Source organism: Micromonospora cathayae, from assembly GCF_028993575.1.
In the GTDB taxonomy this organism is placed as follows: Bacteria; Actinomycetota; Actinomycetes; order Mycobacteriales; family Micromonosporaceae; genus Micromonospora; species Micromonospora cathayae.
In genome coordinates this window covers 4,476,900-4,499,225 of the sequence record NZ_CP118615.1, presented here as the reverse complement: position 1 = coordinate 4,499,225, position 22,326 = coordinate 4,476,900, and the positions used below count along the sequence as shown (strand labels likewise).

The window sequence follows — 22,326 nt, the reverse complement described above, 5'->3', positions numbered from 1 at the left end:
GTCGCCGGTGGGTGCGGTCGAGGTGGGCGGCGGGGTGGGTGCGGGATCAGGTCAGCCGGGCGGTGTCCGGGTGGTGAGCAGGTAGTCCTCGGCGTCCGGGCTCCACCGCAGGTCGACCGCGCCGCCGGTGGCGGCGGCCCGGCAGAACTGGAGGAAGCTACGGTAGCCGAGCTTCTTCTCGCTGAAGTCGGGGCGGGCCCGGCGGAGCTGGTTCTTCAGCCCGGACAGCGCCACCGTGCCGTCGTCACCGGCCAGGTCGTGGACCACCGAGCGGAGCAGCCCGAAGGCCACCTCCCGGTCGCCGTGTTCGGGCAGGGACACCTCCGGGTCGCCCTTGGCCGGCCCTTCGGCCAGCTCGACGACGTTGTGCGCGGCGAGGTGCCGCAGCAGCTCGCCGAAGGTACGGAACCCGTAGTCGGACTCGCTGAAGGTGGGGTCCTTGCGCAGCAGGGTGCGCTTCAACGTGGAGGCGGTCACCTCGCCGCTGGAGCTGCCCTGGAGTCCGGCCACGGTCTGGGCGACCAGCACGGCGAGGGTGTCGACGTCCCGGGCCGGCTCCTCCCCCGCCGGGGCGGTCTCGACGTCGGGTTCGGTGGACGGTGTGGCCCGCTCCACCGGCTGCGGCTCCGGGCTGGGCTGCCGGGTCGGCCGGGCGCGCCGTTCCCGGACCGGCGGGATGTCGACCCCTTCGAGGCGGTCGTAGTAGAGGAACTCGTCGCAGGCCGGCGGGAGCAGGGCCGAGGTGGACTTCTCCACCCCGACGCCGATGACCCGCTTGTTGAGTTCGCGGAGCTTGTGGACGAGCGGGGTGAAGTCGCTGTCGCCGGTGCAGATCACGAACGTCGAGATGTAGCCGCGTTCGAAGGCCAGCTCGACCGCGTCGACGGCCATCTTGATGTCGGCGGCGTTCTTCCGGGACGCGCCCATCCGCTGCGGGATCTCGATGAGTTCCACGTGGGAGCGGGTGAGCATCCGGCGGTCCTCGTCGAAGTACGACCAGTCGGCGTACGCCCGGCGCACCACCACCCGGCCGCGCTCGGCGAGCGCGTCGGCGATGGGCCGGAAGTCGAACGCCTTGCCGCCGTGGTGGTCGCGGGCCCCCAGCGCGAGGTTCTCGTAGTCGAGGAAAAGGGCGATCCGGTCTTCCTGCTCCACGCGACCACCCTACGCGCCCGTCGGCGCGACGCCGGTAGCCGGGCCGACGTCCACCGTCGGACACGGCGATGGCCGCCACCTGGGGGTGACGGCCATCGCTGGGGGTGGTGGTGGGACGATCAGATGATCTCTACGCCGTAGACGCTGAGCGCCTCGGTGACCGGCTGGAAGTACGTGGTGCCGCCGGAGGAGCAGTTGCCGCTGCCGCCGGAGGTCAGGCCCAGCGCGGTGCTGCCGCTGACCAGCGCGCCGCCGCTGTCGCCCGGCTCGGCGCAGACCGTGGTACGGATCAGGCCGCTGACCGACCCCTCGGCGTAGTTCACCGTGGCGTCGACCGCCTCGACGGTGCCGCTGTGCAGGCCGGTGGTGCTGCCGGAGCGCTCCACCGACTGACCGACGTACGCGTCGGCGGCGGCGGTGATGTCCCGGGTGGTGCCGTCGTAGAGGTAGACGCTGCCGTCGGCGGCTCCGGCGTCGGTGTGCTGCACGATGCCGTAGTCGTCGCCGGGGAAGCTGCCGGTGCCGCCGGAGCCGAGCAGGGAGCTCTGCCCGGAGTCGGCGTACCAGTTGGCGGCGATGTCGGTGCAGTGCCCGGCGGTGAGGAAGTAGGAGCCACTGGCGTTGCGGACGTTGAAGCCGGCCGAGCAGCGTCCGCCGCCCTCGGCCCAGATGGCCTCGCCGCCGGCGATCCGGGTGCCGAGCACCCCGGACTCGCGTTCGATGCGGATGGTGCCGCCGAGCCGGTCGGCGACCGCCTCGACGCGCTGGAGCTTCGCGCCGGTGACGGTGCTGTCGACGGAGACGACGACCTGGTTGGTGGCCGGGTCGGTCCACCACGCGGTGCCGGGGATCTTCGCGGAGCTGTCCAGGGCTGCGGTGGCGCGGGCCAACTCGTCCGCGCCCCGGGTGACGGTCCTGGGTGTGGCGCCGGCCGCGCGGACCTTCTTGGCGGCGGCGTCGTCGGTCACGGTGACGACCATGGTGCCGTCGGCCTGGGCGTACGCCCCGGCGGAGCGGTCGCCGAGTGCGGCGGCGAGCGCGGTGGCCTGGTCGGGGGAGGCGACTGTCGCGGGTGCGGCCTGGGCGGGGCTGGTCATGGTGCCGATGACCAGCACGCCGGCCACCGCGGTGACGGTGGCGTGGCGCAGCGGGGACCCGGAGAGACGCATGTACTCACCTCCATGAGCGAGGGCGGGCCACCGGTCAGGTGGCCCCGGACACCCGTTCGGCCGGTGAGGCTCCACCGAACGGGTGTGTCGAAGTATTCATAGGTCTCATATTCATGGCAAGAGTCACAGTTGGTTACGCTCCGCCACATCTCAGCACTTGAGCCCCGTCGGCCCGACCGGCGGCATGTCGGACGATTGGTGGCGATTCGCGGATTCTTCGCAGGTCAACGGAAGTCTCCCGACGGCTCCCCGGCCGCCGGCGGCCACCCCGCCGACCACCATCCGGGACACCATCGGCGACCGGAAAATTGACAGGTTTAGCGCCCGATCCGGCGTTCCCGGCGGTCCGGGGCGACGGCCGGCGGCACCGGGTCAGCCCCGGCCGGAGCCGATCCGGGCCAGGTGGTCGGCGAGCTTCCGGCGGGGCCGGTAGCCCTGCGCGCGGGCCCGGCCGAGGTCGAGCACCATGCCCCGGGCGAGCTGCTCGACGGCGTACCGGGTCAGCCGGGGCGGGCGACGGCTCAACCGCGACCAGCCGGTGGCCGCGTCCGCGGCGACCATCGCCGACCGGACCGGCAGGTGCACCAGCCGGGCCGGGATCCCCGACGCGGCCAGCACCGCCCGCAGCACCGCGTCCCGCGAGTACGGCAGGTCGTCGGCGATGTTGTACGCCCCCGCCGGCCAGCCGGTCGCTGCCAGGCAGGCGTCCGCCAGGTTCTCCACCGCGGTGAGGCTCAGCCGGGTGTCCGGGCCGGGCACCGGCAGCCAGCGGCCCCGCCGGGCGGCGAGCAGCCGGGGCAGCAGGTGCGGGTCGCCCGGCCCGTACACCGCCCGGGGGCGCAGCACCACGGCCCCGGCCGCCAGGGCCAGTCGTTCCCCGGCGGCCTTGGTCCGCCCGTACGCCGACAGCTGCCCGTCGACCGGATGCTCCTCGGTGACCGGGCCCGCTCCCCCGGGCCGGTACACGCTGGCGCTGCTCACCCAGACCAGCGGCCGGTCCCCGGACGCGTCGAGCAGTCGGGCGGTGCCGTCCACGTTGACCGCCCGGTAGGCGCGCTCGGCCGCCCGGCCGGGAGCCGGGTCGCCGACCGCCGCGGCGAGGTGGATCACCAGGTCGGCGTCGGCCAGGTCGGGCGGCCCGACGGTGGCGTCCCACGGCACGTGCCGGCCGACCGGCCCCCGGCGGCGGCCCAGGCAGACCACCTCGGCCCCGGCGTCGGCCGCGGTCCGGGCCACGGCGGCGCCACAGAACCCGCTCGCCCCGGTGACCGCCACCCGGACCCCGGTCAGGTTCACGCCCCGGCCCTGATCACCAGGCGCGCCCAGCCGGGCAGCGCGGCCCGCCCGTCGGCGCGGGCCGACACCACCACCGGCCGGTACGGGGCCAGCGCGGCGAGGGTGTCGGCGAGCTGGGCGCGGGCCAGCCGGGCTCCCGGGCAGGCGTGCGCGCCGGCCCCGAAGACCAGCCGGGCGGTACGGGCCGGCGCGGGCGCGGCGCAGTCCGGGTCGCCGTGGTGGGCCCCGGCGGCGTGCCGGGCGACCAGCAGCAGCCGGTCCCCGGACCGGACCGGGCAGCCGGCGGCGGTCCCGGCGCGCTGGCCGAGGCGCGCCGTCGTGGGGACGGCCGCCCCGGCCACCCGGGGCAGCACCGGGCTGGGCGCGGTCACCCGCAGCAGTTCGTCGACCAGCACGTCCCGGCTGTCGGGCGACCCGGCCCGGTCCCACAGCCGGTCGTCGGCGCACCAGGCCACCGCCCGGGGGATGCCGGCGACGGTGGTGTTGACGGCGGCGACGGTCAGCATGCCGGCCAGGCCGAGCCGGTCCGGCGGCACGTCCAACAGGGCGGCGAGGTCGGCCACCGCGGTCCGGGCGGCCCGCGCGCGGCCGGGCGGGCGCGGGCCGGGAAGTTGTTCGGCGGCGGCCGTGGCGGCGACCCGGCGGGCGGCGGCGGCCAGCGCGGTCGGCTCGGCGGTCACCCCGAGCAGGGCCGCCGTGGTCGCCCCGGCCAGTTCGGCCACCACCGGGACCAGGTCCACCGACCCGCCGTCGGCGAGCGGGGCCAGCCGGCGCCGCAGCAGCTCGGTCCAGACCGGACGGACCCGCCGCACCCCGGTCGGGCCCAGCCCGTCGGCGAGCGCCCGGCGGGCCTGCCGGTGCACCGGCCCCTCCTGGTCGAACAGCAGCCCGTCGGTGCCGAGCCGGTGGGCGGTGCCGCCGACGGTGCCGGCGGCCAGCCGGTCCAGCGGAATCCGGGTCAACGCGTCCAGGTAGGCGTCCGGGTCGTGCACCAGCACGGTCCGGCCGAGTCGAAGCGTCGGCCAGCGGCGGGTGGCGGCGAGCAGGGTGAACAGCACCGGGTACCGGCGCAGGTACACCCGGCGGTCCCGGCGTCGGCCCCGGCCGCGCGTCGACCCGGCCGGAGCCGACGCCGGCACGGCGTTCCCCGCCCGGGGTGCCGGCTCAGCCGTGGCGTCGGCCGTCCGGGCGGCCGACGCCGGCCCGGTGCTCCCCACCCGGGGCGGCGGCTCAGCCACGGCGTCCGCCGGTCGGGGTGCCGGTGGTACGGGCGGCGGCCAGCGCGGCGGCGGCCCGCCGGTCCGGTTTGCGGGACCGTCCGCTGGTCGGTACGGCCGCGAAGACCAGCCCGTCGGGGCGGGCCGCGCCCATCCGGGCCAGCACCGGGTCGAGGGTCCGGCGGAGCCGGGCCGGGTCGGCGCCCGGTTCCGGTTCGACCACCGCGACCAGCCGTTCGTCACCGTCGTCGGCCGGTACGCCGACCAGCACCGCCAGGTTGACGCCCGGCACGTGCAGCGCCGGTTCGTACAGCCCGGGGTAGATGTTCTCCGCGCCGCGCAGGATCATGTCCTTGCTCCGGCCGGCGAGCACGATCCGGTCGCCGGCCAGCCGGGCCACGTCACCGGTGTCCACCCAGTCGTACGGTTCCTCGCCCAGGTACCGGTGCGCCTGCCCCGGGCCGCGCAGCAGCAGCCGCCCGTCCGGGCCGGTCCGGGTCGTCACCCCCGGCAGCGGTGCCCCGACCAGGTCGCCGTCGCCGGTGTGGGCGGCCTTCTCGGTGGCCTCGACGGCGGCGGCGGGGAAGAGTTCGGTGAGCGCGTACACCCCCCACGCCTGCTCCGCGCCGGCCCGCCGGACCCGGTCGAGCAGGGCGGCGCTCACCGGCGCGGAGCCACTGTAGAACCGGCCGGTGAGCCGGGGACGCTGCGCCAGCAGCGCCCGCAACTGGGGTGGGGTGAGGTAGCTGGCCTGCGGGCGCAGCCGGGCCACCTGCCGGGCCAGCACCCGGGGCCGGCGGGCCGGCAGGGCGACCGGTGCCCCGCTGGTCAGGGCGGGCACCAGCACGAAGAACGTGCCGCCGAGCACCGGCTGGTCGGGGCGGGGGCGGACCAGGTCGGCGACGGCCCGCAGCCCGGCGTCCAGGCCGTGCCGCCGGTGCACCACCGCCCGGGGCCGGCTGGTCGTGCCGGAGGTGAAGATGATCACCGCGTCGCCGTCCGGGCCGCCCCGGTCCGGGGCCGGACCGGACCGGCGGGGCAGCGCCGGGGCGCAGCCGGGCAGCCGACGGCCGACGGTCCGCACCGGGCCGAGGTCGGCCAGCCGGGGCAGGGCCAGGCTGGCCCGGCCGGCCAGCGGACGCGCCCAGCCGGCGACCGCCTGCGCCGCCGCGTCCGCGACCACCAGGGCGGGCCGGGCCAGGGCCAGCCGGGCGGTGAGCACGTCCGGGCCGGCGCTGGGGTCGAGCACCGCCACCCGCAGGCCGAGCCGGTAGGCGGCCAGCAGCACCGACAGCGCCCGGGGGCCGGGCCGCACCGCCACCCCCAGGGTGTCCCCGGCGACCAGCCCGTGCCGGTGCAGGGCGGCGGCGTACCCGTCGGCGAGGTCGGCCAGTTCACCCCGGGTGGCGGCGACCCGGGGCCGGCCGGACACCCCGGCGGTCAGCACGGCCGGCCGCTCCGGGTGCCGGCGCAGCGCGGCGGCCAGTTCGTCGAACACGGACTCTCCTGAAAGGGGCGCGGATTCTCCTGATCAGCCGGTCAGCGCGGGTCCGGGGAGAGCCGGCCGCTGCCCCGGTCCAGGTACCAGGCGGCGGTGCGACGCAGCCCGTACGCCCGCAGCCGCCGGGTCGAGTTCTCCACCACCATGGTCCGCTCGTGCACGATGCCGGCGGTGTGCCGGCGTACCCGGTTGAGGAACTCCCGGTCGGTCGGCGACGGCCGGCGCGGCATCCCACCGACGGCCAGGTACGTCCCGGCGGTGATCGCCATGTTGTTGCCGGCGTGCATCCGGTACGGGGCCCGGTAGCCGGGTTCCCGGTGGGCGGGACGCAGCCGCCCGAAGGTGGCGGCGACGGTGACCAGGCAACGGAACCCGGCCCGGCCGAGCGGGCCGTGCTCGTCGCGGCGGGCCACGATCCGGCCGCACGCCATGTCCGCCCCGCCGGTGAGGGTGCGCCGGGCGGCGGCCACCCAGCCGGGTCGGGGCAGGCAGTCGGCGTCGGTACGGGCCAGCAGGGTGGCCCCGCGCGCGATGGCGTACCGGAAGCCGGTGTCCACGGCCGCGCCGACGCCCTTGCATCGTTCCTCGATCACCAGGGTCGGCACCGGGGACCGGGCGGCGAACCGGCGGGCCACCTCGGCGGTGCCGTCGGTGGAGGCGTTGTCCACCACCAGCAGGGTGAAGTCCCGGTCGGTCTGGGCGGCCAGCGCGTCCAGGGTGGCCCCGATCCGCTCGGCCTCGTCGAAGGCGGGCACCACCACCCACAGCGCGGTCACGACTTCTCCCAGACCATGGTCATCAGGCTGACGCCGCCGCCGAGGCCGACGAACAGCACCCGGTCGCCGGGGCGCAGCCCGGCGTCGGCGCGGGCGAGCTGCACGCCGAGGGTGGCGCTGGCCAGGTTCCCGAGGTCGGTGACGCTGACCTCCAGTTTGTCCCGGGGTACGCCGGTGACCTCGACGAACCGGTCCAGGTAGGGCAGGGTCACCTGGTGCACCAGCACCCGGGCGTAGTCGGCCCAGTCCAGCCCGGTGCGGTGCCGGACCCGGTGCAGGATGTCGGTGCCGATCTTCTCGAAGACGTCCCGCAGCGCCCGGCCGTCGCCGGTGAAGTAGGTGTGCTCGTCGCCGCGCGGGTGCCGGGAGCCGCCGCCGGGGATGCCGCCGACCGTCCAGTGTTCGGACCAGGTCTCGGTGTCGACGTCCAGGATGCCGCCGGCCGGCACCGGTTCCACCAGCACCGCCGCCCCGGCGTCGCCGAACGTGTAGCCGGCGAGCGCGGTCCGGGCCTGGTCGAGGCCGGTGAGCTGCCAGCGCATCGCCCGGGTGGGGGTCTCCCCGGTGACCACCAGGGCCCGCCGGACCCGGCCGGCGAGGATCATGGCGCGGGCCAGGTCGATGCCGTTGAGGAAGCTGTTGCAGGCGTTCGTGACGTCCAGGGCGTGCGCCCGCCCGCCCAGTTCGGCCTGGACGATGTGCGCGGTGGCCGGCTCGGCGACGTCCCGGGTGGCGGAGGCGAACAGCAGCAGGTCCACCTCCTCGGGGTCCCGGCCGGCGGCGGCGAGGGCCTGCCGGGCGGCCCGGACCGCGAGGGTGGAGGCGTACTCGCCGTCGGCGGCGACCCGGCGGGACCCGATCCCGGTGGTCCGGTACAGCAGCCCGGCCGGCAGGTCGATCCCGCTGGCCTCGGCGATCCGCTGTTGCAGCGCGTCGGTGGACACCACCTGGCCGGGCAGGCTGGCGCCGACGGCGGTGATGCCCACCCGGGTCCGGGCCGGGGACGACGGCGACAAGGGGTCGATCATGCGTGCAGCTTGCCGTAGAACCGGTGGGCGGCGAATGAGTAGGGGTGCTCACCTTCGGTCCGTCGCCGGGCCGCCACCCAACGCCACCGGATCGGCGTCCGGATCGTCCGGTCAGGGGCGGTAGCGGTACCCCATGCCGGGTTCGGTGATCAGGTGCCGGGGGCGGGCCGGGTCGTCCTCCAGCTTGCGCCGCAACTGCGCCATGTACTGCCGCAGGTAGTTGGTCTCGTGCTGGTACTCCGGCCCCCACACGTCGTGCAGCAGCTGACGTTGGGTGACCAGCTTGCCGGGGTGGCGCAGCAGCTTGTCGAGCACCGCCCACTGGGTGGGGGTCAGCTTGACCTCGTCGCCGTCGTCCCGGGTGACGGTCCGGTCGGCCAGGTCGACGGTGTGCCGGCCCACCCGGGCGGTGGCGGTCGCGGCACCACCGGTCGACGGGGTGCCGAGCCGGCGGGTGACCGCCCGGATCCGGGCCAGGAGTTCGTCGATCCCGAACGGTTTGGTGACGTAGTCGTCGGCGCCCGCGTCCAGCGCGGCGACCTTGTCCGCGCTGCCGGCCCGACCGGACAGCACGATGATCGGTACCGACGTCCAGCCCCGTAGGCCCCGGATGACCTCCACCCCGTCCAGGTCGGGCAGCCCCAGGTCGAGCACCACGAGATCGGGGGGATGACCGGCCGCCGCCTTGAGCGCGGCGGCGCCGGTCTCGGCGAGCGTCACGTCGTACCCCCGGACCCGCAGGTTGATCCGGAGCGCGCGCAGGATCTGCGGTTCGTCGTCGACGACCAGGATGCGGCTCATTCCGGCGGCTCCTCCGCGTCTCCCGGTACGGCGGCGGGCAGCCGCAGCACCATGGTCAGTCCCCCGCCGGGGGTGGTCTCCGGGGTGATGCTGCCACCCATCGCCTCGGCCAGCCCCCGGGACAGGGCGAGGCCGAGCCCGACGCCGCTGCGGTTGTCCCGGTCACCGAGCCGCTGGAACGGCAGGAAGACGTGTTCCCACTGGTCCTCGGGGATGCCCGGCCCGGTGTCGATGACCCGCAGTTGCACCTGCCCGGCGTGCGCGCTCGCGGTGATCGTGGGCGGCTGCCCGGGTGGGCTGTACCGCAGCGCGTTGGCGACGACGTTCACCAGCACCCGTTCCAGCAGTCCCGGGTCGGCCAGCACGGCGGGCAGGTCGGCCGGGATCGCGGTGGCGATCGGCGCGGCGGGCGGGCCGATCTCGTCCAGTGCCCGGGGCACCACGTCCTCCAGGCCGACGGCCCGCCGGGTCACCCCCAACGCGCCGGCCTGCAACCGGCTCATGTCCAGCAGGTTGGCCACCAGCCGGCCGAGCCGGTCCAGCGACTCGTCGGCGGTGGCCAGCAGCTCGGCGCGGTCGGCGTCGTCGAACTCCACGTCCGGGCTGCGCAGGCTGCTCACCGCGGCCTTCGCCGACGCCAGCGGGGTACGCAGGTCGTGGCTGACGGCGGCGAGCAGCGCGGTCCGCATCCGGTCCGCCTCGGCCAGCGGACGGGCGGTGGCGGCCTCCTCGGCGAGGCGTTCCTGCCGCAGCGCCACCGCGGCCTGGGCGGCGAACGCCTCGACGATGCGCCGGTCGGCGGCCTCCAGCCGGCGGCCGGACAGCACCACGGTGAGCCGGTCGTCCACCGGCACCGCGCTCTCCCCCGCGCCGGGGCTGCCCGCCGGCTGCTCGCCGACGCTCGCCACCACCCGCCAGGCGTCCGGCTCCCGGTCCCGGTCGGGTCGCTGGCGCGCGTCGGCGACGGATTCCAGGACGCTGACCGCGCGCAACGCGAAGGTCTCCCGCAGCCGGTCCAGCAGCGCCGGCAGCGGTCGTTGGCCGCGGAGCACGCTGCCGGCCACGGTGGCCAGGGTCTGCGCGTCGGCCGAGGCGCGGGCCGCCTCCCGGGTCCGGCGGGCCGCCACGTCGACCACCCAGCTGACCGCGACGGCCACCCCGACGAACACCCCCAGGGCCAGCAGGTTGTCCGCCTCGGCGATGGTGAGCGTCCGGTACGGCGGGGTGAAGAACCAGTTCAGCAGCAGCGATCCGCCGAGCGCGGCGACCAGCGCCGGCCACAGCCCACCGACCAGCGCGACGCCCACGACGGCGGCCAGGAAGAGCAGGATGTCGTTGGTGAGCGTCAGGTCGGGCAGCGCCCGCAGCAGCAGGGTCAGCAGCGGCATGCCGAGGACGGCCAGGCCGAAGCCGAGCAGCCGACGCCGCCGCGACAGCGCCGCCGGCATCCCCGCCGCCCGGCGGCCCCGTTCGGCCTGCGGGTGGGTCACCAGGTGGACGTCGATCGGCCCGGACCGGGCGGTGGTGGTGACCCCGACCCCCCGGGACAGCAGCTGCGCGAACCGGCCGCGTCGGCTCGCGCCCAGCACGAGCTGGGTGGCGTTCACGCCCCGGGCGAAGTCGAGCAGCGCCGTCGGCACGTCCGGGCCGAGGACCTCGTGGTACGTGCCGCCGAGGCTCTCGGTCAGCACCCGCTGCCGGGCGAGCTGGGCCGGGTCGGCCCCGGCCAGGCCGTCGCGGCGGGCCACGTGCACGGCGAGCAGGTCGGCGCCCTTGCTCCGGGCGGCGATCCGGGCCGCCCGCCGGATCAGGGTCTCCCCCTCCGGGCCGCCGGTGAGCGCCACCACCACCCGTTCCCGGGCCTCCCAGGTCTCGGAGATGCCCTGCTGCGCCCGGTACGCGCCGAGCTGGTCGTCGACCTCGTCGGCGAGCCAGCGCAGCGCGAGTTCCCGCAGGGCGGTGAGGTTGCCGACCCGGAAGTAGTTGCCCAGCGCGGCGTCGACCCGGTCCGGCCGGTAGATGTTGCCGTGCGCCATCCGGCGGCGCAGCGCCTCCGGGGTCATGTCCACCAGCTCGATCTGCCCGGCCGCCCGGACCACCTGGTCGGGCACGGTCTCCCGCTGGCTGGCGCCGGTGATCCGGGCGACCACGTCGTTGACCGACTCCAGGTGCTGGATGTTCACCGTCGACAGCACGCAGATGCCGGCGTCGAGGAGTTCCTGGACGTCCTGCCAGCGCTTGGCGTTGCGGGAGCCGGGGACGTTGGTGTGGGCCAGCTCGTCGACCAGGGCGACCTCGGGGCGGCGGGCCAGCACCGCGTCCAGGTCCAGCTCGGTGAGGGTGACGCCACGGTGGCTGACCGACCGGCGGGGCACCACCTCCAGGTCGCCGACCATCGCCGCGGTGTGCCGACGACCGTGCGTCTCGACCAGCCCGATCACCACGTCGGTGCCGCGTGCGGCGCGCCGCCGGGCCTCCTCCAGCATCGCGTACGTCTTGCCGACGCCGGGCGCGGCGCCCAGGTAGATGCGCAGTTCACCACGGGCCACGACTCATCCTCCCCGCTGGCCGGTCACTCCGATCGGGAACTCCCGGTCCAGGGCCAGGTTCAGGGGTAGCACGGCCACCCGGGGCGCGCCCAGGAAGCCGAGCGTCCGGCCGCTGGTGTGCGCGGCGACCAGGCGCCGTACCGCCGCCGGGTCCGCGCCGCGCTCACGCGCCACCCGGGCCACCTGGATCTCGGCGTACGCCGGGGAGATGTGCGGGTCGAGGCCGCTGCCGCCGGCGGTGACCGCGTCGGCGGGTACGGCGGGTTCGGCGGGGGCGTCGCCCCGGACCGGGGTGATCACCCCGCCGGCCGCCCGGTAGTCCTCGCCGGGGGTGGCGGGTTCCACCGGTACGCCCCGGTAGCTGATGAGGAACGGCGTGGCGGGCGCGACCTGGTTGACGCTGACCACCCGGGTGACCGGGCCGGTGAACCCGTCGCGGTGGAACACCGCCAGCACCGCGCCGACCCCGTCGGGGGTGCAGTACGGCCGGCGGCCGTCGACACCCTCGAGTCGCCCGACCGCCAGGCTGCGCGCGCAGACCTGGGTGAGCAGGCTCGGCGTCGACCCGGCCGGGTCGACGGTGTGGGTGTCGACCACGCTCTCCGGGCCGAGGTTGCCGGCGGCGGTGGCGGTCGGGTCGTAGCCGGCGGCCGACGGGCGGGACTGGAAGTAGCGCGGGACCGGGTTGCCGTCGGCGTCGGTGAAGGACTGGCCGATCAGGGCGCTGCCGACGACCCGCCCGTCGGCCTCGACCAGCGAACCGTCCGCCCGGTCGGCGAGCCCGGGGAGCCGGCCGACCGCGACCAGCGTGAGCGGGTAGCCGACCCCGAGCAGCACGGTGAGGACGAGCAGGGCACGCAGGGCGGCCAGGTGTTGGCCGAGCCAGCTTGGTGGGCGCATCACGAGATCCCCGGGACGAACTGGACGAGCAGGTCGATGAGTTTGATGCCGACGAACGGCACCACGATGCCGCCGAGACCGTAGACCAGCAGGTTGCGGCGCAGCAGCCGGGACGCGGACGCCGGCCGGTACCGCACCCCCCGCAGGGCGAGCGGGATCAGGGCGACGATGACCACCGCGTTGAAGACGACCGCGGAGAGGATCGCCGACTCGGCGCTGGCCAGCCGCATGACGTTCAGCGTGTCCAGGCCGGGGTAAATGCCGGCGAACATGGCCGGGACGATCGCGAAGTACTTCGCGATGTCGTTGGCGATGCTGAACGTGGTCAGCGCCCCCCTGGTGATCAGCAACTGCTTGCCGATCTCCACGATCTCGATCAGCTTGGTCGGGTCGGAGTCCAGGTCGACCATGTTGCCGGCCTCCTTCGCGGCGGAGGTGCCGGTGTTCATGGCGACGCCGACGTCGGCCTGGGCGAGCGCGGGCGCGTCGTTGGTGCCGTCGCCGGTCATCGCGACCAGCCGGCCGCCCTCCTGTTCCCGCCGGATCAGCGCGAGCTTGTCCTCGGGGGTGGCTTCGGCGAGGACGTCGTCGACCCCGGCCTCCTCGCCGATGGCCTGCGCGGTACGTGGGTTGTCGCCGGTGATCATCACGGTGCGGATGCCCATCCGGCGCAGCTCGTCGAAGCGTTCCCGGATGCCGGCCTTGACCACGTCCTTGAGGTGGACGACCCCGAGGACGCGGGCCGGCTGGCCGTCGATGTGCTCGGCCACCACCAGCGGGGTGCCGCCGACGTCGCTGATCCGGTCGACGATCTGCCCGACCTGCCCGGTGGGGTCGCCGCCGTGTTCGCGGACCCACCTGGTCACCGTGGCGGCCGCGCCCTTGCGGACCCGGCGGGCCGCGCCGGGTCCGGCCGCCGCACCGGTGCCGGCCGCAGCACCGAGGTCGACGCCGCTCATCCGGGTCTGCGCGGTGAACGGCACGAACGTGGCGTCCGGGACCAGCCCCGGCTCGCGGTCCGGGATCCCGAAGCCGGTCCCGGCGAGCAGCACCACCGAACGGCCCTCCGGGGTCTCGTCGGCGAGGCTGGACAGGTGAGCGGCGGCGGCGAGCTGCTCGACGGTTACCCCGTCGACCGGGAGGAACGCGACGGCCTGCCGGTTGCCCAGGGTGATCGTGCCGGTCTTGTCCAGCAGCAGGGTGTCGATGTCACCGGCGGCCTCGACCGCCCGGCCGCTCGTCGCGAGGACGTTGCGCCGCACCAGGCGGTCCATGCCGGCGATGCCGATCGCGGACAGCAGCGCGCCGATGGTGGTCGGGATCAGGCAGACCAGCAGCGAGACCAGCACGATCCCGGTCACGCCCGCGTCGGTGACCGCGCCGGTGTCCGGGGCGGCGGCCTGCCAGCCCTTCGAGAAGATCACCAGCGGCTGGAGGGTGACCACGGACAGCAGGAAGACGACGGTGAGCGCGGCGAGCAGGATGTTCAGCGCGATCTCGTTCGGGGTCTTCTGCCGGTCCGCCCCCTCCACCAGTGTGATCATCCGGTCGATGAAGCTCTCCCCCGGTTTCTGCGTGATCCGGACGACGATCCGGTCGGACAGGACCCGCGTCCCGCCGGTGACCGCGCTGCGGTCCCCGCCGGACTCCCGGATGACCGGGGCCGACTCACCGGTGATGGCGGACTCGTCGACGCTGGCGATGCCCTCGACCACGTCGCCGTCGCCCGGGACGATGCCACCGGCCTCGACCAGCACGATGTCCCCCGGCCTGAGGTCCGGCGCGGGAACGGCCTCTTCCCGGTGGGTGTCCGCCGCCGCGCCGGGGGTCCAGCCCACCAGTCGGGTGGCGACGGTGTCCTGCTTCGCGCGCCGCAGGGAGGCCGCCTGCGCCTTGCCCCGTCCCTCGGCGACCGCCTCGGCGAAGGTGGCGAACAGGACGGTCAGCCACAGCCAGCCGGTGACGGCGAACGCGAACACCGACGGGTCGGCGACCGCGAGGACGGTGGTGAAGGCCGCGCCGATCTCGACGATCAGCATGACCGGGTTGCGCCACAGGGTGCGCGGGTCGAGTTTGCGCAGCGCGTCGGGGAGCGCGCCGCGCAACCGGCCCGGGTCGGGCCGGCCGTCGCCCGGCGGGTTCCCCCGGGTGGCCGGGGTACCGGTGGTGGTGTGCGGTGCCGGCGTGGAGATGGTCATGTCCTTCGCTCCCATGGTGGTCACAGCCCTTCGGCAAGCGGGCCGAGCGCGAGCGCGGGCAGGAAGGTCAGCGCGACCAGGATCACCGTGACGCCGACGACCATTCCCACGAACAGCGGGCGGTGGGTCGGCAGGGTGCCCTCGGACGCGGGTACCGGCCGCTGGCGGGCCAGCGAGCCGGCCAGGGCGAGCACGAGGATGATCGGTAGGAACCGGCCGAGCAGCATGCACACCCCCAGGGCGGTGTTCCACCAGGGCGTGCCGACGGTGAGGCCGGCGAACGCGGAGCCGTTGTTGTTGCTGGCCGAGGTGAAGGCGTAGAGCACCTCGGACAGTCCGTGCGGGCCGGTGTTCAGCGCGGTCGCGTTGTTGCCGGTGGCGAACGCCGTCGCCGTGCCCGCCAGCACCAGGGCCGGGGTGACCAGGAAGTACAGCGACGCCAGCTTGATCTCACGGGAGCTGATCCGCTTGCCGACGTACTCCGGGGTCCGCCCGACCATCAGTCCGGCGACGAACACCGTGACGACCGCGAGGACCAGCAGACCGTACAGGCCGGCGCCGACGCCGCCGGGGGCCACCTCGCCGAGCATCATGTTGACCATCGGCAGCATGCCGCCCAGCGCGGTGTACGAGTCGTGGGACGAGTTGACCGCGCCGGTGGAGGTGAGCGTGGTCGCGGCGGCGAAGGTCGCCGAGTCCGACACGCCGAACCGCACCTCCTTGCCCTCCAGCGCCGCGCCCACCGCCTGCGGGACGGTGCCGTCGCCGGCCAACTCGAAGACGTTGGTCAGGGCGACGCTGGCGACCGCCAGGACCGCCATCACCGCGACCACCGCGTGGCCCTGCCGGGGCTGGCCGGTCATCCGGCCGAACACCCGGGGCAGGCTGAACGGGATCACCAGTAGCAGGAGGATCTCGAACCAGTTGGTCCAGGTGGTCGGGTTCTCGAACGGGTGGGCGCTGTTGGCGTTGTAGAAGCCGCCGCCGTTGGTACCCAGCTCCTTGATCACCTCCTGGCTGGCCACCGGGCCGCCGGTGATCCTCTGGGTTCCCCCGGTCAGGGTGCCGATCTCGGTGCCGGCGGAGAGGTTCTGCACCACCCCGCCGAGCATCAGCACGATCGCGCCGAGCACGGAGAGCGGCAGCAGCACCCGCAGGACGATCCGGGTCAGGTCGACCCAGAAGTTGCCCAGCCCGTCGGTACGGCTGCCGGCGAACCCGCGGACCAGCGCCACCGCCACCGCGATGCCGACGGCGGCGGAGACGAAGTTCTGCACCGCCAGCCCGGCCATCTGCACCAGGTGGCCCATGGTCGACTCGCCCGCGTACCACTGCCAGTTGGTGTTGGTCACGAACGACACGGCGGTGTTCCACGCCCCGTGCGCGGGGACCGCGTCGACCCCGAGCGACAGCCACAGGTGCTGCTGCAACCGTTGGAACGCGTACAGGAACAGGATCGAGACGGCGGAGAAGGCGAGCACGCTGCGGGCGTACACCCCCCAGGACTGCTCGCCGGCCGGGTCCACCCCGACCAGCCGGTAGACGCCCCGCTCGATGCGGGAGTGCCGCCGTCCGGCGACCACGGCGTACAGGTGGTCGCCGACCGGCCGGTGCGCCACGGCCAGCACCACCACGAGCGAGACGACGAACAGCGTCCCGGCGGTCGCCGTGCCCATCAGAACCGCTCCGGGAACAGCAGCGCGACCACCAGCAGTACGGCCAGGCCGAGCGCCAGCACCAGACCGACGGCGTTGACGGCGTTCACAGCTTCTCCACGCCCCTCACCACGAGGGCGAGCGCCGCGAACAGCCCCACCGTCACCAGTACGAACACCACGTCAGACACGGCCGACTCCTCATCGCGGAACGGGTCCCGCACGGCCGCCTCCCGGCCGTGCCGGGCAATCACAACGCTCCGACCGCGGTTCGGGCACGGCCCATAACGCGACCATGACGGCGACCGGGTGTTCCTTGACGCGCTTTTCACACCGGCCGCCGGCCGGGTGAGGCCGGTCACCGCCACGTCCGGGGCCCGCTGACGGGACGGACCCCGGACGCCACGACGCCGCGGGCGACCGGCTGTCACCCGCGGCGTCGTCCGGCGGCGGGCTACTCCTCCTCGTCGCCGTCCTCGTCCTCGTCGCCCTCGAAGGCGTCGAAGACCTCGTCGGCGACCATCCCACCGGCGAAGCCGAGTGCGGCCCCGCCGACCACGCCGGCGGCGACGGCACCCATCCCGGAGCCGCCGTGCCCCTCGTGGTGGTGCTCCTCCTTGTGCCCGTGGTAGCCGGGGTGGCCGTAGCCGGGCGCGCCGTACCCGGGCTGCGCGTATCCGGACCGGAGGACGTGGTACTGGTCGAGGGCCTGGCGGACCCAGCCGTCGACCTGCGCCGCCCAGTCGACGTGGTCGGCGTCGGCGTGGGCGACGTGGTAGCGACCGTACGAGTCGTGGCCCTCGGTGAACAGGCCGCCGCGCTTGTCGAACTCGAGGACCACGTCCACCCCGTACTCGCTGGCGACGAAGGTCACCTCGACCTCGTTCACGCCGTGCGCGTACTGCGGGGCGGCGAAGAACTCGATCTCCTGGTAGAACGGCAGCGTCTGGTGCAGGCCGTGGATGTGCCCCCGCTCCAGGTCGGCCCCCTTGAAGGCGAACCCGAGCCGGCCGAACGCCTCCAGGATGCGCTCCTGCACCGGCAGCGGGTGCACGTACACCTGGTCGAGGTCGCCCTTGTCGACCGCGCCCCGGACGGCAACCTCGGTGCGCAGGCCCATGGTCATACCGTGCAGGTTCTGCCCGTACAGGTCGGTCACCGGGGTCTCCCACGGCATCGCGACCTGGAACGGCAGGGCGAGGTGCTCCCCCTCCCGCAGGTGCACGCCGCCGGCCACCTGCACGCGGTGGAACTCGACGAACGCGTCGTACTCCTCCTCGGCGCCGTCCATCTCCACCCGGGTGACCAGTCCGACGGTGACGTGGTCGATCTCCACGTCGTGGCTGCCGCCGGTGAGGTTCACCTGCCCGCCCAGGACCAGCCCGGGTCGGGTGCTCGGATTGGACAGGACCGTGTCGACGCTGGGGCCGCCGACGCCGAAGGCACCCAGCATCCTCTTGAACATCACGAATCGTCCTCCTGTGACGGCTGACCGGAGCCCACCAACGGCATGTCGCGTGGGATTCCCAGCTACGGCCCTTGCGGGGCAACGGAATCCACGCCGTCCTCAGTGGATCCCGTCGGCGGCGGAAGCTAGCAGGGCAACCTGGCAAACGGCCGCCCGCCACCGCGACTCCCGGTAATGTCACGGAACCGTCATGTGCCGTGCACGGCGGTACGCCGCCGGGGAGCCCTCCCGACGGCGTACCGGGACGTACCGGTCAGCTCCGGTTGATGGTGAAGGTGGACGTGGTGTTCCGGATGTCCTGGTGGTTGTCGCTCAGCCGCAGGTTGACGAAGGTGGCCGAGCCGACCGCCGGGCCCTGTCCCTGCTCGGGCATCTCGTTGACCCAGACACCGAAGCCGGACTTCGCGTCGAAGGCGTCCCCGCTCCTGCGCGCCCCGGAGATCGACACGTTGGTAAAGACCGTGTCGGTGACCGGGTTCTCCGGCTGCCCCGCCCCGTTGTACTTGGTCTGGAACATGATCCCCGAGTACGTCGGGTCGACGATGTCGACGTCACTGACCCGGATGCCCCGGAACTCCTTCGAGGCGGAGAAGACCCAGATCGCCGGGAAGGTCTGCGCGCCCCAGAAGTGACCGCCGGCCCGGATCAGCGAGATGTTCTCGAACCGGGTCGGTGGGCTGGCCCCGAACCCGACGAAGGGGTACCCGAAGTCCAGCGAGCTGATGGTGATGCCGGAGTACGTCAGCATGTCCGCGATGTACATGTTGCGGAACACGTTGTCGTAGCCGCCGTACACCGCCACCCCGGCCGCCCGCCAGGTCAGCGTGGCGGTCAGGTTCTCGAACACGTTGCCGTGGTTGCCGGTGGACGCGCCCTGGTCGGTGGCGGAGAACAACGCGAACGCGTCGTCCCCGTTGGACCGGCCCTCCGAGTTGGTGACCAGGTTGTTCGTGCTGCCGTTGGTGAGGTTGACCGCGTCGGCGAAGGTGTTGCGGAACCGGCTGTCCCGGATCTGCAACCCGCTGACGCTCACCCCCCAGTACGCGCAGACGGTGTGCTCCACCCAGACGCTGTCCAGGGTCAGGTTGTCCACGTCCTTCAGCTCACCCCACACCTTGCCCGGCCCGTCGATCCGGTTGGTGTAGTTGCCGAAGAACGCCAGGTGCGCGAAGGTCGACCCGCTGGCCGAGGACTCCACCCGGAACCCGGCGTCGGTGTTCTCCTGGGACTGCGGGGTCTGGAACCGGGTGTACCACATGCCCGCGCCGACCACCCGGACCGGCTTGCCGTACACCTGGAACTTCTGCGCGGTCTCGTAGCTGCCGGCCGGCAGGTACACCCCGACCAGGTTGCCGGTGGTGTCCATCCGGACCGCGTCCAGCGCGGCCTGCACGTCGGCGTGGCTGAACCCGTTGGGCACCCGGTAGCGGGCCGGGTCCGGGTTGGCCCGGGGCGCGACCAGCTCCAGGTTCACGAAGTCGATCGCGTACGTGGTGCTGTTCGCCGGGTCCTTCTGGAGCCGGATCCGGCTGCCCGCCGGGATCGTCGAGTTCAACATCACGTTGGCCTCGTCGTAGATGTGCCGGGGGCCGCCCGCGCCGGGCGAGTTGCCGGGGCTGGCCTCCGCGCCGTACAGCCAGGTGTAGCGGGAGGTGAGGCTGATCGGCTTGTGCAGCACCCCGTCGACGTAGATGTTCAACGTCGAGCTGATCCCCCCGCCACCGGCCGCGTCCGGGATGGAGAAGCGGGTGACCAGGGTGTTCGTCGGGGCCTTGGTGGTCCACTCGACGTACGCGCCGGTGGTGTTGAGGGTGACCGCGCGCCGGCCGGACGCCTCACCCGCCAGGTCGCCGATGGTCCGGTTCGGCCCGATCACCTGCGCCCCGCCGCCGGCCGTGCCGTCCTCGGCCTCGTACATGTCGTAGCCGAGGTTGGCCCCGCGACCGACGAACAGCGGCCGGTCGCTGGTGTTGTTGGCCCGCTTGACGGGCAGCTCGTTGGCGTCGTCGGCGAGCACCACCCGGACGGTGTACCGGCCGTTCGCCGCCGTCCAGGTGCCCAGGTTCAGCGGGCCGGCGGTCGCCCCGGCGGCGATGGTGCCGGTGTACGAGCCGGTCAGGGTCCGGACCACGGTGCCGGCGTCGTTGCGCACGGTCAGCGTGATGCCGTGCGCGCCGCCGGCCGAGGCGACGGTGCCCTGGTTGCGGATGGTGACCGCGAAGCTGACCGTGTTGCCGGCGCTGGGGGTGCCCGGCGACCAGGTGACCGCCGAGGCGACCAGGTCGGAGCTGTCCACCGGGCGTACCGTCAGCGCGGTCGGGCTGGTGAAGCTGTTGTTCGCCTCGTTCTGCTCGATGACCGTGTTGGCCTCGTCGACCTTCGCGGTCAGCGGGTACGTGCCGGCGTTCTGCGGCCCGACCGCCGCCGAGACGGTGGTCGACGCCCCGGCGGCGAGCGCCCCGACGGTGGCGGTGCCGACCTTGGTGGTACCCAGGTAGAGGCCCACGGCGGTGGCCCCGGCGACGGCGGTGCCGGCGTTGCGGACGGTGGCCGACAGGGTGATCGGGTCGGTCTCGACCGGCGCGGACGGCGAGGCGGTCAGGCCGGTGACCGTCAGGTCCGGGTTCGGGGCCGGGGTACCGATCACCTGGAGTTCGGCGACCTGCCCGTTGGACGAACCGGAGTTCGCGGTGAACTGGAGGCGGACGTCGGCAGCGGTCGCGCTGACCGGGACGGTCACCGTGTTGCTGCCGGCCGGGCTGAACGAGTACGTCGCCGAGCCGACCAGGCTGGTGAAACCCGACGCCGACTGCTCGCGGCCGAGCACCTGGAAGGTCTGGGTACGCGGTCCCCACGCCGGGTCGGGGTTGAGCTTGACCACGATCGCGCTGATGCTGGCGTTCGCGCCCAGCGCCACGGTCAGCGTGCTCGGGTACGCCCCGGGCGCGCCCTCCCAGTAGGTGGCCACGTTGTCGTCGACGGCGTTGGCCGCCTCGAACACGTGCACCACCGACGAGGCGGTGGCCGGCTTGCCGACGGCCAGGTTGGTGCCGCCGCCCGGGGTGTCACCGGGCCGGGTGACGGTGTTGCTGGTCGCCGACACGTTGCCCGCCGCGTCCTTCGCCCGCACGTGGTACGAGACGGTGGCGGTGTCCGGCTGGGTGTCGGTGTAGCTGAGCGTCGTACCGTTCACGCTGCCCCGAAGGGTGCCGTTGGCGTACACGTCGTACCCGGTCACCCCGACGTTGTCCGTCGACGCCGACCAGGTCAACCGGATCTGCCCCGCAGCGGGCCGGGTGTACGCCAGGTTGGTCGGCGCGGACGGCGCGACGGTGTCGCCGGTGTCCCCGGTCCGGGTGACGGTGTTGCTGCTGGCGGACTGGTTGCCGGCGGCGTCCTTCGCCCGGACGTGGTACGTGACCGTGGCGCTGGCCGGCTGGGTGTCGGTGTAGGTCAGGGTGGTGCCGGTCACGCTGGTGCGCAGCGTGCCGTTGGCGTACACGTCGTACCCGGTCACCCCGACGTTGTCGGTCGACGCCGACCAGGTCAGCCGGATCTGCCCGGGGGCCGGCTCGGTGAACGCGAGGTTGCCCGGCGCGGTCGGCGCGACCGTGTCACCGGTCGACGGGCCGTAGACCTCCAGCTCGGAGAGCTGCCCGGCGGGCCAGCCGGTGTTGGCGGTGACGTGCAGCCGCAGGTACCGGGTGGTGGCGGTGCCGAAGGTGATGGTCACGGTGTTGCCGCTGGCCGGGTTGAAGGCGTACCCGGCCGAGGCGACGAGCGTCGAGAACGTGGACCCGTCGGTGCTGCCCTGCACGGTCAGCGTCTGGGTGCGGGCCTCCCAGCCGGGCGGCAGCTTCAGTACCACCCGGTTCACGCCGACGGCGCTGCCCAGGTCCACCCGGAGCCACTGCGGGAAGGCGTTGTTCGGGCTCTCCCAGTAGCTGCCCGGGTTGCCGTCGGTGGCGTTGCCGGCGACGTACACGTCGGAGTGTCCGCTGGCCGTCGTGCTCCGGCCGAGGGCGAGGTTGGTCGACGAGGTGGAGACCCCGTACACCTCGAGTTCGGCGAGCTGGGCGGCGGGCCAGCCGGTGTTCGCGGTGACGGCGACCCGGACGTACCGGACGGTGGCGACCGGCAGGTTGACGGTGACGGTGTTGCCGTTGGCCGGGCCGAACGCCTGCCCGGCCGAGGCGACGAGGGTGCTGAAGCCGCCGCCGTCCGTGCTGCCCTGGACCGACAGGGTCTGGGTACGTCCCTCCCAGCCGGCCGGCAGCTTCAGCCTGACCTGGTCGACGGCGACGGCGGCGCCCAGGTCGACCTGGGCCCACTGCGGGAGCGCGCCGCTGCTCTCCCAGTAGCTGGCCTGGTTGCCGTCGGTCAGGTTGGCCGCGACGTACGGGCCGTTGGTGCTGCTGACCGAGGCGGGTCGGCCGGCGGCGAGGTTGGGACCGCCGGCCGCGGCGGCGGGCGCGGCGGGCAGTGCCGGTGCCACGGTGACGGCCAGGCCGAGCGCGGCCAGCGCCGCGACAAGTCTGGTACGGATTCTGGACATGGTGGGGGTACACCTCTCTCCGGGGCGGGGGTGGGGGTGCGGAGGGGCGGGTGGTGCCA

At 74.2% G+C, this 22,326-nt stretch carries 15 protein-coding genes; all 15 read right to left on the bottom strand.

Going from position 1 to position 22,326, the window contains the following annotated elements; all coding sequences use genetic code 11:
• Positions 1–51 precede the first annotated feature (51 nt).
• The 15 genes from PVK37_RS20395 to PVK37_RS20325 all read right to left on the bottom strand — a co-directional run bounded on the left by PVK37_RS20395 (position 52) and on the right by PVK37_RS20325 (position 22,267).
• Positions 52–1,155, bottom strand: coding sequence for an NYN domain-containing protein (locus PVK37_RS20395; RefSeq protein ID WP_275029167.1), 1,104 nt, complete (start codon positions 1,153–1,155; stop codon positions 52–54).
• Between the two features lie 119 nt (positions 1,156–1,274).
• On the bottom strand, positions 1,275–2,324 hold the full coding sequence (locus tag PVK37_RS20390) for a S1 family peptidase (RefSeq protein ID WP_275029166.1): 1,050 nt from the start codon (positions 2,322–2,324) through the stop codon (positions 1,275–1,277).
• A gap of 372 nt (positions 2,325–2,696) precedes the next feature.
• Positions 2,697–3,620, bottom strand: coding sequence for an NAD-dependent epimerase/dehydratase family protein (locus PVK37_RS20385; protein WP_275029165.1), 924 nt, complete (start codon positions 3,618–3,620; stop codon positions 2,697–2,699).
• Entirely contained in the window at positions 3,617–4,699 is a 1,083-nt protein-coding gene (locus PVK37_RS20380; RefSeq protein ID WP_275029164.1) for a cytochrome P450 family protein, read from the bottom strand. The genes PVK37_RS20385 and PVK37_RS20380 overlap by 4 nt, the downstream gene beginning before the upstream one ends.
• 151 nt (positions 4,700–4,850) lie before the next feature.
• Positions 4,851–6,335 (bottom strand): class I adenylate-forming enzyme family protein, encoded by a 1,485-nt coding sequence (locus PVK37_RS20375; protein ID WP_275029163.1) that lies wholly within the window; start codon positions 6,333–6,335, stop codon positions 4,851–4,853.
• 41 nt (positions 6,336–6,376) lie between these two features.
• Positions 6,377–7,114 carry a glycosyltransferase family 2 protein gene (locus tag PVK37_RS20370; protein ID WP_275029162.1) on the bottom strand — a complete coding sequence of 246 codons (738 nt, stop codon included), beginning with the start codon at positions 7,112–7,114 and terminating at the stop codon, positions 6,377–6,379.
• Complete coding sequence (locus tag PVK37_RS20365) at positions 7,111–8,142, bottom strand: 3-oxoacyl-ACP synthase III family protein (protein WP_275029160.1); 1,032 nt, start codon at positions 8,140–8,142, stop codon at positions 7,111–7,113. Before PVK37_RS20365 ends, PVK37_RS20370 begins: the two co-directional genes overlap by 4 nt.
• A 111-nt stretch (positions 8,143–8,253) precedes the next feature.
• Positions 8,254–8,943, bottom strand: a complete 690-nt coding sequence (locus tag PVK37_RS20360) for a response regulator (protein ID WP_275029159.1) — start codon at positions 8,941–8,943, stop codon at positions 8,254–8,256.
• Entirely contained in the window at positions 8,940–11,492 is a 2,553-nt protein-coding gene (locus PVK37_RS20355; RefSeq protein ID WP_275029158.1) for a DUF4118 domain-containing protein, read from the bottom strand. Before PVK37_RS20355 ends, PVK37_RS20360 begins: the two co-directional genes overlap by 4 nt.
• 3 nt (positions 11,493–11,495) lie before the next feature.
• Complete coding sequence (locus PVK37_RS20350) at positions 11,496–12,392, bottom strand: potassium-transporting ATPase subunit C (RefSeq protein ID WP_275029157.1); 897 nt, start codon at positions 12,390–12,392, stop codon at positions 11,496–11,498.
• On the bottom strand, positions 12,392–14,590 hold the full coding sequence (gene kdpB / locus PVK37_RS20345; protein ID WP_275029156.1) for a potassium-transporting ATPase subunit KdpB: 2,199 nt from the start codon (positions 14,588–14,590) through the stop codon (positions 12,392–12,394). Before kdpB ends, PVK37_RS20350 begins: the two co-directional genes overlap by 1 nt.
• 20 nt (positions 14,591–14,610) lie before the next feature.
• Positions 14,611–16,266 carry a potassium-transporting ATPase subunit KdpA gene (kdpA, locus tag PVK37_RS20340; RefSeq protein WP_275029155.1) on the bottom strand — a complete coding sequence of 552 codons (1,656 nt, stop codon included), beginning with the start codon at positions 16,264–16,266 and terminating at the stop codon, positions 14,611–14,613.
• The gene (gene kdpF / locus PVK37_RS20335; RefSeq protein WP_275029154.1) at positions 16,266–16,355 is read right to left on the bottom strand and encodes a K(+)-transporting ATPase subunit F; all 90 of its coding nucleotides are present in this window, start codon (positions 16,353–16,355) and stop codon (positions 16,266–16,268) included. Before kdpF ends, kdpA begins: the two co-directional genes overlap by 1 nt.
• Before the next feature lie 343 nt (positions 16,356–16,698).
• A complete protein-coding gene (locus PVK37_RS20330; protein ID WP_275029153.1) occupies positions 16,699–17,712 on the bottom strand; it encodes a sporulation protein in 1,014 nt (337 codons plus the stop codon).
• Between the two features lie 253 nt (positions 17,713–17,965).
• Positions 17,966–22,267: a discoidin domain-containing protein gene (locus PVK37_RS20325; RefSeq protein WP_275029151.1), complete on the bottom strand. Its 4,302-nt coding sequence runs from the start codon at positions 22,265–22,267 to the stop codon at positions 17,966–17,968.
• Between the last annotated feature and the right edge of the window lie 59 nt (positions 22,268–22,326).